Raw genomic sequence first — 11,996 nt, 5'->3', positions numbered from 1 at the left:
AGCGCGACGTCGACCCGCTGCGTCTGATCACCGCCGAGGGCAGGCTCTATCTGGAGGGGTGGTGCCACCGCGCCGACGGCGTCCGGCTGTTCCGACTCGACCGGGTCGAAGGCATCGAGGTCCTCGACACCGCTGTCGCCGAGCACGAGGGCGTCGAACGCCGGGACTACACGACCCACCTGTTCGAGCCTCACGAAGGGGACGCGGAGGCGATCGTCGCGCTCCACCCCAACGCGCTGTGGGTCCGCGACTACGTCGATCACGCCGAGATCGGGACGGACGACCACGGGTGGCTGCTGATCAAGGTGGTCACCGGCGACGAGGCGTGGCTCAAGCGGTTCGTCCTGCGGTCGGCGGGCAACGTGCGGGTCGTCGAGCCGCGACGCCTCGCGGAGCAGGTCATCGCGGAGACCACCGCCTCCCTGGCGGAGTACGACCGGTCGACCGACCATTCCTGAGCGCTTCGTTTCGCGGGCCCCAGATGCGTGTGAGGGGAGACGAGTCCTTCCTCGGCGGCGTACGATGCCAGTGAAGGCGCAACGGAGCGCCCTGCGCACCGACGCACGGAATCGTGAGGTCCTTATGTTCAAGCAGATCGGCCCGATGGAGATCGTCCTCATCCTGGCCGTCCTGGTCCTGCTGTTCGGCGCCAAGAAGCTCCCGGAGCTTGCTCGGGGATCCGGGCGCGCGCTGCGGATCTTCAAGTCCGAGACCAAGGGCCTGATGGACGACGACGACGACAAGCCCGTCGTCGAGAAGCCCGTGGTGGAGAAGCCTGTCGTGGAGAGGACTGCCGCGCTGCCGTCCGACGTGGTGCAGCCGACTCGCCCGGCGACCGCGTACGACAAGCGTCCCGAGACGCCCTGATCTGACCCGTGGCGCTCATCTCGAGGGGCAAGCGGTCCGAACCGGCCGCTGCCCCCGACGGCACGATGCCTTTGGCAGAGCACCTGCGTGAGCTGCGTGACCGTCTCCTCAGGGCCGTGCTGGCGATCGTCGCAGGCACGGTCGTCGCGGCGTTCTTCTACGACCAGCTGCTCGACTTCCTGACCGTCCCGTACTTCGAGGCCGTCGAGACGCTGGAGGAGAACGGCCGCGACATCAACGAGGCCCTGACGTTCTCGGGGATCGCGGACCCGTTCACCTTCGCGCTCAAGATCTCGCTCGTCGCAGGGCTCGTCGTCTCCAGCCCGGTCTGGCTCTACCAGATCTGGGCGTTCATCGTGCCCGCGCTGCACCGCAACGAGCGGCGCTGGACGATCCTCTTCTGTGCGATCGCCGGTCCGCTGTTCATCATCGGGTTCGTCACCGGATACCTGGTGCTGCCCAAGGGCATCGAGCTCCTCATGGGCTTCACGCCCGACTTCGCCTCCAACTTCAATGCGCTCCCGGACTACCTCAGCTTCGTGCTGCGCATCCTGCTGGTGTTCTCGGTGGCGTTCGAGATCCCGCTGTTCGTCGTGCTCCTCAACGGCATGGGAGCGGTGTCCGGCCGCCAACTGGCCGGGGCCCGCTCCTGGATCATCGTGGCGACGTTCGTCTTCGCCGCGATCGCGACTCCGTCGACAGACCCGCTGACGATGGTGGTCCTTGCGCTGCCGATGACGGTTCTCTTCCTGATCGCGGAGGGGATCGCGCACCTCACCGACCGCCGGAGGGCCAAGCGTGCCGTCGCGGAGGGCCTCGCCGTCTCCGACGACGAGATGTCCGACATCACCGTCGAGCACCGCCTCGAGGACGAGCGCCCGAGCGACCTCGACGCTCCCGACGATCCGAGGAGCGCCCCGTAGGCTGGAGGTATGACCTCACCGGCGGAGCGATATGCCCAGTTCCGGGCTGCGCAGGCCAAACCTCTCCTTGCTGAGTTCGCCAGTCTGTACGCGTTCGATCTGGATCCGTTCCAGGTCGAGGCCTGCGAAGCTTTGGAGAACGGCCACGGAGTCCTCGTCGCGGCTCCGACCGGGTCCGGCAAGACCATCGTGGGTGAGTTCGCGGTCCATCTCGCGCTCGCCACGGGCCGCAAGTGCTTCTACACGACGCCCATCAAGGCGCTGTCGAACCAGAAGTTCCACGACCTGGTCGAGCGCTACGGTGCCGACCGGGTAGGGCTGCTGACCGGCGACAACACGATCAACGGCGAGGCGCCGATCGTCATCATGACGACCGAGGTGCTGCGCAACATGCTCTACGCCGGCTCCCGGACGCTGGAGGGTCTCGGCTACGTGGTCATGGACGAGGTGCACTACCTCGCCGACCGCTTCCGCGGTGCGGTCTGGGAGGAGGTCATCATCCACCTCCCGGAGTCCGTGCAGGTGGCGTCGTTGTCGGCGACGGTCTCCAACGCCGAGGAGTTCGGTGACTGGCTCAGCGAGGTGCGCGGCGACACCGTGACCGTGGTCTCCGAGCGTCGTCCGGTCCCGCTGTATCAGCACGTCCTCGTCGGGCGCCGCCTGTACGACCTGTTCGAGGGTGACCCCGCCGAGGGTGCGCAGGTCAACACCGAGCTCGAACGGATCGCCCGCGACGAGTGGCGGATGCGTCAGGTCGGACGCGCCGGCGGCGGGCCGGGGAAGCGCGGCAAGCGCGGCCAGTCGTACGGGGCCCACCGGCACCGCTCCCGCAACTACACGCCCAACCGGGTCGATGTCCTCGACCGGCTCGACTCCGCCGGACTGCTGCCGGCGATCACCTTCATCTTCAGCCGAGCCGGCTGCCAGGCCGCCGTCGAACAGTGCCTGTCGACGAACCTGCGGCTCACCTCACCGGCGGAGGAGCGCGAGATCCGCGCCTACGTCGAGTCCGCGACAGACAACCTCCCGCCGGCCGACCTGGAGGTCCTGGGCTACGCCGACTTCGTCGAAGGGCTCGCCCGCGGCATCGCCGCCCACCACGCGGGCATGCTGCCGACCTTCAAGGAGGTCGTCGAGCACCTCTTCAGCCAGGGCCTCGTCAAGGCCGTTTTCGCCACCGAGACGCTGGCGCTGGGCATCAACATGCCCGCCCGTTCGGTCGTCATCGAGCGCATGACGAAGTGGAACGGCGAGACGCACGCCGAGATCACGCCGGGGGAGTACACGCAGCTCACGGGTCGCGCCGGACGTCGAGGCATCGACGTCGAGGGACACGGGGTCGTGCTCTGGCAGCCGGGTCTGGATCCCAAGCACGTCGCGGGCCTCGCGTCGACGCGCACCTATCCGCTCCGGTCGTCCTTCCACCCGTCGTACAACATGGCCGTCAACCTGGTCCACCAGGTCGGTCGTGCGACCGCGCGGCAGATGCTCGAGCAGTCGTTCGCGCAGTTCCAGGCCGACCGACAGGTGGTCGGGCTCGCGCGCCAGGTCCACAAGGCGGAGGAGGCACTCGCGGGGTACGCCGAGGCGGCGACCTGCTCCAGGGGTGACTTCATGGAGTATGCCGCGCTGCGCCGCCGCATCAAGGACCTCGAGCAGAACGCGTCCCGCAAGCGACGCTCCGCGCACGCCGACGATGTCGCCGCCTCGCTGGCACGGCTCCGCCCCGGCGACGTGATCGCGGTGCCCGCCGGGCGGTGGGCAGGCTGGGCCGTGATCCTCGACCCCGGCACCCAGGACCGCAGCGCTCCCCGTCCGTTCGTGCTCACCGACGACCGGCACGCGCGCCGGCTCGGGCTGGTCGACTTCCCGTCGCCCATCACCCCCGTCCGTAGGATGCAGGTCCCGCGGACCTTCAACGCCCGCAACCCGCAGCAGCGACGCGATCTCGCGTCGACGTTGCGGCAGAAGACGCGCGACCTCGATCTGCCGAGTGCTCGCCGGAGCAAGGGCGCCCCGGTGCACGATCCCGAGATCGACGAGCTCCGCGACACGCTCAAGCATCACCCGTGCCACCAGTGCCCCGACCGCGAGGACCATGCCCGCTGGGCCGAGCGGTGGTTCCGCCTGGAGCGCGACACCGCCAACCAGCGCCGGCGGATCGAGCAGCGGACGAACACCGTCGCTCGGCAGTTCGACCGGGTGTGCGAGGTCCTGGACGAGCTCGGCTACCTCGACGGCGACACCGTGACCCCGGACGGCCGGCGCCTGCAGCGTCTCTACTCCGAGCTCGACCTGCTCGCAGGGGAGTGCTTGCGGCGCGGCACGTGGGACGACCTGGATCCTGCCGAGCTCGCCGCGGTGCTCAGCGGGCTCACGTACGAGTCACGCAACCCCGAGGGGGACGGCCCGCCACGGTTCCCGCGCGGGACCGCGGCGATCGTCGCCGACGAGATGGCGCGCACCTGGGCCGAGCTGGAGCAGGTGGAGCGCACGCACCGGCTGTCGTTCCTGCGGCGTCCCGACTTCGGCTTCGCCTGGACGGCCTGGCAGTGGGCGTCGGGCTACGACCTCGACGTCGTCCTGGAGTCCAACGACGTGGCCGCCGGCGACTTCGTCCGCGCGATCAAGCAGCTCCTCGACGTCATCGAGCAGGTTGCCGCGGCGGCCACCGACGACGCGCTGCGCAAGAAGGCGCGGGCAGCCGCAGACCTGCTGCGCCGCGGCGTGATCGCCTACTCCTCCGTCTCCGAGTAGCCCCGCGGGTCACTCTCGGGGGCTCGCGGGTCACTCCTGGACCGCTCGCGGGTCACTCTCGGGCGCTCGCGGGTCACTCCTCGCCGAGCAGCTCGTCGATCCGCTGGACCTTCTCGGAGAGCTGTCCCGTACGTCCCGGACGGATGTCGGCCTTGAGCACCAGCGACACCCGTGGCGAGACGTCGGCCACGGCCTCGACGGCACGCTTGACGACGTCCATCACCTCGTCCCACTCGCCCTCGATGTTGGTGAACATGGCGTTGGTCTCGTGAGGCAGGCCGCTCGCGCGGACGACGGCGACGGCCCGTGCAACGGCTTCCCCCACGCCGCCGGCGTCGTCGGCGGTCGCCGGGCTGATGCTGAACGCTGCGATCATCGCCTCAGCGTACGAGAAGGCCCGCCACCTGGCGCTGTCTGTCGTACGTCGTGAGGCGATCCGTCGCCGCCGCCCGCTACGGTGCGGGTATGTCCCAGCAGAAGCTGCTCCTGCTCGACTCGGCCTCCCTCTACTTCCGGGCGTTCTTCGGGATGCCCGACACCCTCAGGTCGCCCGACGGCACGCCCGTCAACGCCGTACGAGGGATGCTCGACTTCGTCGCGACGCTGGTCGACTCGCTCGAGCCGGATGCGATGGCCGCGTGCTGGGACAACGACTGGCGGCCGGCGTGGCGCGTCGAGCTCATCCCGTCCTACAAGGGACACCGGGTCGAGGAGGCCCAGGCGACGGCCCCCGACGTGGAGGAGACGCCCGACCTCCTCGACGTCCAGGTGCCGGTGATCGCCCGAGCACTCCAGATCCTCGGCATCCCCGTCGTCGGTGCCGACGGCTACGAGGCCGACGATGTCATCGGCACCCTCGCGACCACCTGGGACGGCCCCGTCGACGTGGTGACGGGTGACCGCGACCTGTTCCAGCTCGTCGACGACGCCCGTGGCGTGCGCGTCCTCTACCCGGCCAAGGGGATGAGCAAGCTGGAGTCGGTCGACGCAGCGTGGATCCGCCACCGGTACGGCATCGAGCCGGCCCAGTACGCCGACTTCGCGGTGCTGCGCGGCGACCCGTCCGACGGCCTGCCCGGTGTGGCCGGGATCGGCGAGAAGACGGCCGCGACCCTCCTCGCCGCCCATGGTGACCTGGCGGGCATCGTGGAGGCTGCCGCGGACCGGCACGTCCAGATGGCCCCGCGGGCTCGTAAGAACCTCCTGGCGGCCGCGGACTATCTCGCGGTCGCGCCTCGAGTCGTCGAGGTGGTCCGTGACCTGCCGCTCGATGTCGACCTGACGCTCCGGCCCGTGACGACCGAGCAGATCCGCGAGATGGCGGAGCTGGCGGAGGCCTGGGGTCTCGGCCGTCCGGCCGAGCGGGCCGTAGCTGCCCTGACGGCGCCCTGAGGGCCCGCGGGGCGCCGCCGGTAGTCTCGAGGGCATGACCACCGACATCTCTCGCCGGCTCGACGCTGCCCGGGCGGCAGCGAAGGACTCCGGAATCGACGCTCTTCTGGTCACGCCCGGTGCCGACCTGCGCTACCTCACGGGGTTCGCCGCGATGCCGCTCGAGCGTCTGACCTGCCTGGTGCTGCCGACCGAGGGCGACCCGGTCCTGGTCCTTCCGCGTCTCGAGGTGGCGATGGCGGTCGAGGCCGGTGTCGAGGAGCACGGCATCGCCCTGGTCGGCTGGGAGGAGACCGACGACCCGTACGCCGCCGCCCACGCAGCAGCGAAGGGTGCCCGACGTGTCGCCGTGGACGACCACATGTGGGCCGAGCGTGTCTTTGCGTTCGGCCTCGCCTTCGGTGACGCCGACCAGGTCCTCGCCGGCGGCGTGCTGCGGCCGCTCCGGACGCGCAAGACGCCCGACGAGATCGAGGCCCTCCGCGAAGCCGGCGCCGCGATCGACCGCGTCCACACGCGCATGGGGGAGTGGCTTCGACCCGGCCGGACGGAGCGGGAGGTGGGCCGGGACATCGCCGAGGCCATCCTGGCCGAGGGCCACGAGAGCGTCGAGTTCGTGATCGTCGGTTCCGGACCCAACGGGGCCTCGCCCCACGCCGAGGTCTCTGACCGCGTCATCGAGCGCGGCGACCCCGTCGTCGTCGACATCGGCGGAGTGATGCCGTCCGGCTACTGCTCCGACTCGACCCGCACCTACGTCGCCGAGGGCTCGGCACCGGCGGACTTCCTCGCCTACTACGAGGTTCTCCGCCGAGCTCAGGACGCGCAGTGCGCGTACGCCCGCCCCGGCGTCTCGGCGCAGTCGGTGGATGCGGTCGGCCGCGACGTGATCGCGGAGTCCGGCTACGGCGAGGCCTTCCTCCACCGCACCGGCCACGGGATCGGGCTCGAGACCCACGAGGAGCCCTACATCGTCTCCGGCAACGAGCTCGCACTCGAGCCGGGGATGGCGTTCTCGATCGAGCCCGGGATCTATCTCGAGGGTCGTCACGGTGCCCGTATCGAGGACATCGTCGTGACCACCGACGACGGCCTCGAGCGTCTCAACCTCACCACCCGCGACCTCGTCGTGCTCGACTGACGTGAGAGACGACGTCTCTGACACCGGTCAGATCGTCGCCTCCCGGGCCGCGGTCGATATCCTGTCGCACGTGGAGGATACCGACGCGCAAATCGTCCGGCTACTGTCTGCTGACGGCCGGATGTCTTTCACCGACCTCGGACGGGCCACCGGCCTGTCCACCAGTGCTGTCCACCAACGTGTCAAGCGGCTCGAGGCGCGAGGAGTGGTGCGTGGCTACCAGGCCCAGCTCGACCCGGCGGCGGTCGGCCTGGGCCTCAGCGCCTTCATCTCCATCCGTCCCATCGACCCGAGCCAGCCTGACGACTCCCCAGAGCGGCTGCGGCACCTCGACGCCATCGAGGCCTGCTACTCGGTCGCGGGGGAGGAGAGCTATGTGCTCAAGGTCAGGGTGCCGAGCACCGTTGCCCTGGAAGGGCTGCTCGCCGAGATCCGGGCGGCGGCGAACGTCTCGACCAGGAGCACCATCGTCTTGTCCACCTACTACGAGAACCGCCCGATCGGAGGCTGACCCTAGTATGGCCGACCTGGCCACCTTCACCGTACGACGTGTCACCGACCCAGAGCCTGAGCTGCTGGACTCGCTGCACGCTTTGATCACCGAGCTGGTGGAGGAGGGTGCCGCACTCGGATGGCTGGAGCCACCGAGCCGGTCCGACGTCGGCGACCTTCTCGGCGACCTGGTGCAGGAGAGCGACCTCGACGACGCCTGCCTTGCTGTCGCCGAGGACGCCGAGGGCGGTGTCGTCGGGTTTGCGTACTGGTCACGCCGGATGGGCGAGACCGAGCAGCCGCACGCGGACATCGGCCGCGTCGCTGTCTCGTCCCGTGCCCGGGGGGCCGGCCTCGGCCGACGCTTGGTCGGCGAGCTCATCGACTACGCCCGCAAGTCGGGCATCGAGATCCTCACCCTGGACGTACGCGGCAACAACCACGCGGCGATGGCGCTGTACGAGCGCCTCGGATTCCAGGAGTACGGCAGGATCCCCGACTTCGTCGCCATCGGCGACCAGCGGTGGGACAACGTCTACTTCTGGCTGGACCTTCGCACCGACGAGCACGACCTCACGCTCCACGGCGACACACCGACCGGGCCCGGGGCCTCCGAGGTGCGTTGATGGGTGGCGGCCGGACTCTGTACCGCGGGGTCAGTCTCCTGGACCGCCGCCGTCCGGCCGCGCTGGCTGTCGAGGGCGAGACGATCGCCTGGATCGGTGACGACCACGACGCCGCGTCGTGGGTCGACGGTGCGACCGAGGTCCGGGCGCTCGACGGGACGTTGCTGACGCCCGGATTCGTCGACGCCCACGTCCATCTGGCGATGACCGGTCACGCGCTGCGAGGTCTGGACCTCGCAGGAGCGCGCTCGCGGGTCGAGGCGCTCGAACGCCTGGGCGTCCACACGTCCCGCTCTGGCGACGTCGTCGTGCACGGTCAGGGGTGGGACGACACGTCCTGGCCCGACGGCACGCTCACCGGTCCCGACCTCGACCGCGCCGCCGGTGGGCGTCCCGTCTACCTGGGACGCGTCGACGGGCACTCGGGCGTCGTCTCGGCCTCTCTGGTCAGCAGGGTCCACGGCCTGCGAGAGGCTGACGGCTGGAGCGCCGGCGGACGGGTCGAGCGAGACGCCCACCACCTCGTACGCCAGCATCTGGCGACGCTGTCCGATCCCTCCCACCGTGCGGCGACGATCGGTACGGCCCTGCGTGCGGCGGCCGCAGCCGGCATCGTCTCGGTCCACGAGAACGCCGCCCCGCACATCTCGCCGCTGGAGGACGTGGACGTGGTGCGCGCGCTGGCCGCGTCCGAGGTCCTGCCGCACGTGGTGACCTACTGGGGTGCGCGCGACGCCTATGCGGACGCGCGAGCGTACGGCGTGGCGGGCCTGGCGGGAGACCTCAACATCGACGGCTCCCTGGGCTCGCACACCGCTGCGCTGCACGAGCCGTACGACGACCGTCCGTCGACCATCGGGCACCAGTACCTCGAGGCGGACGAGGTTGCCGAGCACGTCGTCGGCTGCACGCGCGCCGGCCTCCAGGCGGGCTTCCACGTCATCGGCGATCGAGCGTCGGCCACCCTGGTCGAGGGTCTGCGTCGCGCACGGGACGTCCTCGGGACGGATACGTTGCGCGCCGCGCGCCACCGTGTCGAGCACCTCGAGATGCCGTCGGGGGCCGACCTCGAGCTGCTCGCCCAGCTCGGTGTCACCGCCAGCGTCCAGCCGGCGTTCGACGCCGCGTGGGGCGGGTCGGACGGGATGTATGCCGCTCGTCTCGGCAAGGACCGTTCGCACGGGATGAACCCGCTGGCGGCGATGGCCGCGATCGGCGTCCCGCTCGCCTTCGGCTCCGACGCCCCCGTGACTCCGCTCGCGCCGTGGCACGCCATCGCGGCGGCGACGAGGCCGCAGGCGGGCGGGCAAGCGCTGTCGCTCGCACAGGCGGTGCATGCGCACACCGTCGGCGGATGGCGGGCCGCCCGCATCGACGGCACCGGCCGGCTCGAGCCGGGGGCGGCGGCACATCTCGCGGTCTGGGAGGTCCCGACGGGAGCGCAGGCGGCCGACGCGGCCGTCGCCGGCGAGGCGAGGTGCGTCCGCACGGTGGTGTCGGGACGCACCGCGTACGAGATGGCCTCGAGCGTCGCCTGAGTGTTGACACGAGCGGTCAGGGAGGGCACTGTCGTATCTGATCGCCTCTCGGATGCTGGCGGTATCACGGGGAGAGGCTTCACGCCAGAGGCACCTGGCGCCCACTAGACAACAGCTTCTGCTGGTCCGAAGGGCGCCGGGCCTCTGGCGGATCACTTCTCGCACGGTCACCTCCCTCTCGCCGCTCCGTCGGTGGCACCTCCCGGTAGCGTTGACCTGTGCCTCGTGCTCTCTCCTTCGCCGACCGGACCTGGTTCCGGCGCACCGCCCTTGCTGTGGCGGCCGGCCTGGTCGTGTCGTGCGGCTTCGCGCCGGTCTCGCAGCCATGGTCCGTGTGGCCAGGCCTGATCCTGCTGGTGGTCGCCCTTCGTGGCGCGAGCGTCGGCGTGGGGGCGTGGTTGGGCTGGGCGTTCGGGACGTCGTTCCTCCTCGTCCTGCTGTCCTGGGTGCTGGTCTTCGAGATCCCCGGGGCGTACGTCGCCCTCGCCGCCTTCGAAGGCCTCTTCTACGGCGCGTTCGGTGCCGCCTTCGCGGCACTGGCGCGCCTGCGAGCCTGGCCGGTGCTCGGCGCACTGGCGTGGATGGCGGCGGAGATGCTGCGGAGCCTGTTTCCCTTCGGTGGTTTCCCGTGGGGGAGGCTGGCGTTTGCCGCGGTGGACACGCCGCTGGCGCCGATCGCGCGCTGGCTGGGGGTCTCGGCACTGTCGGGAGCGGTGTTCCTGACGGCGGCGCTGGCCGTGTGGGCGTTCTCGTGCTGGCGCGCCGAGTCGGGACGCGTGCGTCGGCTGGCTCTGGGCGCGGTGTCCGTCGGCGCTGTCTTCGCGGTCGGTGCCGTGCTTCCCGTCGGGATCGCCGGGGACGGTCGTTCGATGCAGGTGGCGATCGTGCAGGGTGACGTTCCCGGGACCGGCGCGTCCTGGTACGGCGAGCAGCGCCAGGTCCTCGAGAACCACGTCCGCGTGACGTCGGCGTACGCGGCTCAGGTGCGCAGTGGCGCTCTCCCTCCGCCCGACCTCGTCCTGTGGCCGGAGAACGCCTCCGACATCGACCCGACGACGGACCGGGCGGCGGGCGAGGCGATCACCCGTGCGGCGCGTGACGTCGGCGCCCCGATCCTGGTGGGTGCCATCCTCGATGGACCCCGAGAAGATACGGCGTACAACGCCGGCCTCGTGTGGGACCCGGTGACCGGACCCGGCGACCGCTACATCAAGCAGCACCTCGTCCCCTGGGGCGAGTACGTGCCGTTGCGGGGGTTCTCCGAGTGGCTGGTGCCGCTCCTCGCGGAGGAGATCCCACGCGACATCCTCCCCGGTGACGAGTCCGGCTCCCTCCCGATCGGCGACAGCGTCGTCGGCACGATGATGTGCTTCGACGTGGTCTTCGACGGGCTGGCCCGCAGCGCGGTGCTCGGCGGGGCGGAGCTGCTCGTGGTGCAGACCAACAACGCGACCTTCACGGGAACCTCCCAGCCCGAGCAGCAGTGGCAGATCTCGCGGCTGCGCGCGATCGAGTCGGGGCGGTACGTCGCCGTGCCGTCGACCAACGGGATCTCCGGTCTCATCCGTCCAGACGGTACGGTTCAGGCGACGGCGCCGCAGGAGGAGCCGGGCTATCTCGCCGAGGAGATCCAGGCCGCCACGGCGGTCACGACCGGCACGCGGCTCGGCATCTGGATAGAGGCGGCCGCGTTGCTCACGGTCGCCCTCGTACTGCTGAGCGGAATCCGAAGGAAGGTACGTCGACGGTGAAGTCCCTGGTAGTGATCCCCACCTACAACGAGGTGGAGAACGTCGAGTCGATCGTGGGGCGGGTCCGTGGCGCGCAGCCCGACGCGGACGTGCTCGTCGTCGATGACGGCTCGCCTGACGGGACCGGTGATCTCGCCGACCAGTTGGCCGCCGCGGACCCCTCGGTCCAGGTCATGCACCGCACCACCAAGGACGGTCTCGGCGCGGCCTACCTCGCAGGGTTCGCGTGGGGCCTCGAGCGTGGGTACGACGTCCTCGTCGAGATGGACGCCGACGGCTCCCACCAGCCCGAGCAGCTGCACCGGCTGCTGGACGCGCTCGACGACGCCGACCTGGTCCTCGGGGCCCGGTGGGTCCCGGGCGGCTCGGTGGTCAACTGGCCGCGCTCCCGGCAGGCCCTGTCGCGCGGCGGCAACCTCTACGTCCGGCTGCTGCTGGGGATCCCGGTCCGCGACGCGACGTCCGGGTACCGGCTGTTTCGCCGCAGCACGCTAGAGAAGATCGACCTC

12 protein-coding genes are annotated in these 11,996 nt (G+C 70.5%); 11 read left to right on the top strand and 1 reads right to left on the bottom strand.

Going from position 1 to position 11,996, the window contains the following annotated elements; all coding sequences use genetic code 11:
- The 4 genes from PV363_RS10905 to PV363_RS10890 form a co-directional block, all read left to right on the top strand.
- Window positions 1–458: WYL domain-containing protein (locus tag PV363_RS10905; RefSeq protein WP_301022333.1), on the top strand; the 458-nt coding region annotated here is incomplete at its 5' end.
- A gap of 124 nt (window positions 459–582) precedes the next feature.
- Window positions 583–867, top strand: a complete 285-nt coding sequence (gene tatA, locus PV363_RS10900) for a Sec-independent protein translocase subunit TatA (protein WP_220341699.1) — start codon at window positions 583–585, stop codon at window positions 865–867.
- Between the two features lie 65 nt (window positions 868–932).
- Window positions 933–1,790 carry a twin-arginine translocase subunit TatC gene (gene tatC, locus PV363_RS10895; RefSeq protein WP_220342502.1) on the top strand — a complete coding sequence of 286 codons (858 nt, stop codon included), beginning with the start codon at window positions 933–935 and terminating at the stop codon, window positions 1,788–1,790.
- A 9-nt stretch (window positions 1,791–1,799) separates the two neighbouring features.
- Window positions 1,800–4,547 (top strand): DEAD/DEAH box helicase, encoded by a 2,748-nt coding sequence (locus PV363_RS10890; RefSeq protein WP_301022332.1) that lies wholly within the window; start codon window positions 1,800–1,802, stop codon window positions 4,545–4,547.
- Window positions 4,548–4,620: 73 nt separating this feature from the next.
- On the opposite strand, the gene PV363_RS10885 is transcribed toward PV363_RS10890, so the two are convergent.
- A complete protein-coding gene (locus tag PV363_RS10885) occupies window positions 4,621–4,923 on the bottom strand; it encodes a thiamine-binding protein (RefSeq protein WP_220345107.1) in 303 nt (100 codons plus the stop codon).
- Between the two features lie 89 nt (window positions 4,924–5,012).
- On the opposite strand from PV363_RS10885, the gene PV363_RS10880 reads away from it, so the two are divergent.
- From PV363_RS10880 to PV363_RS10850, 7 genes are all read left to right on the top strand, one after another.
- Window positions 5,013–5,939: a 5'-3' exonuclease gene (locus PV363_RS10880; RefSeq protein ID WP_301022331.1), complete on the top strand. Its 927-nt coding sequence runs from the start codon at window positions 5,013–5,015 to the stop codon at window positions 5,937–5,939.
- A gap of 34 nt (window positions 5,940–5,973) precedes the next feature.
- Window positions 5,974–7,080, top strand: a complete 1,107-nt coding sequence (locus tag PV363_RS10875) for a Xaa-Pro peptidase family protein (protein ID WP_301022330.1) — start codon at window positions 5,974–5,976, stop codon at window positions 7,078–7,080.
- Window positions 7,081–7,150: 70 nt separating this feature from the next.
- A complete protein-coding gene (locus tag PV363_RS10870; RefSeq protein ID WP_220341704.1) occupies window positions 7,151–7,591 on the top strand; it encodes an Lrp/AsnC family transcriptional regulator in 441 nt (146 codons plus the stop codon).
- Window positions 7,592–7,598: 7 nt separating this feature from the next.
- Window positions 7,599–8,198 carry a GNAT family N-acetyltransferase gene (locus tag PV363_RS10865; RefSeq protein ID WP_220341705.1) on the top strand — a complete coding sequence of 200 codons (600 nt, stop codon included), beginning with the start codon at window positions 7,599–7,601 and terminating at the stop codon, window positions 8,196–8,198.
- On the top strand, window positions 8,198–9,736 hold the full coding sequence (locus PV363_RS10860; protein ID WP_301022329.1) for an amidohydrolase family protein: 1,539 nt from the start codon (window positions 8,198–8,200) through the stop codon (window positions 9,734–9,736). The genes PV363_RS10865 and PV363_RS10860 overlap by 1 nt, the downstream gene beginning before the upstream one ends.
- A 218-nt stretch (window positions 9,737–9,954) precedes the next feature.
- Window positions 9,955–11,487 carry an apolipoprotein N-acyltransferase gene (gene lnt, locus PV363_RS10855; protein ID WP_301022328.1) on the top strand — a complete coding sequence of 511 codons (1,533 nt, stop codon included), beginning with the start codon at window positions 9,955–9,957 and terminating at the stop codon, window positions 11,485–11,487.
- Window positions 11,484–11,996, top strand: a 513-nt coding sequence (locus PV363_RS10850) for a glycosyltransferase (RefSeq protein ID WP_301022327.1), incomplete at its 3' end; no start/stop codon positions are given. The genes lnt and PV363_RS10850, both read left to right, overlap by 4 nt.

The sequence above is a fragment of the Mumia sp. genome, from assembly GCF_028803055.1.
Taxonomy (GTDB): domain Bacteria; phylum Actinomycetota; class Actinomycetes; order Propionibacteriales; family Nocardioidaceae; genus Mumia.
Note: the sequence above shows the minus strand (reverse complement) of the source record. Positions and strands in the feature narration are given on the sequence as shown.

Coding starts and splice junctions, on each gene's coding strand:
- PV363_RS10890 (WP_301022332.1), top strand. CDS start 1,800: ATGACCTCACCGGCGGAGCGATATGCCCAGTTCCGGGCTGCGCAGGCC.
- PV363_RS10860 (WP_301022329.1), top strand. CDS start 8,198: ATGGGTGGCGGCCGGACTCTGTACCGCGGGGTCAGTCTCCTGGACCGC.
- tatA (WP_220341699.1), top strand. CDS start 583: ATGTTCAAGCAGATCGGCCCGATGGAGATCGTCCTCATCCTGGCCGTC.
- PV363_RS10865 (WP_220341705.1), top strand. CDS start 7,599: ATGGCCGACCTGGCCACCTTCACCGTACGACGTGTCACCGACCCAGAG.
- tatC (WP_220342502.1), top strand. CDS start 933: ATGCCTTTGGCAGAGCACCTGCGTGAGCTGCGTGACCGTCTCCTCAGG.
- PV363_RS10885 (WP_220345107.1), bottom strand. CDS start 4,923: ATGATCGCAGCGTTCAGCATCAGCCCGGCGACCGCCGACGACGCCGGC.
- PV363_RS10880 (WP_301022331.1), top strand. CDS start 5,013: ATGTCCCAGCAGAAGCTGCTCCTGCTCGACTCGGCCTCCCTCTACTTC.
- PV363_RS10875 (WP_301022330.1), top strand. CDS start 5,974: ATGACCACCGACATCTCTCGCCGGCTCGACGCTGCCCGGGCGGCAGCG.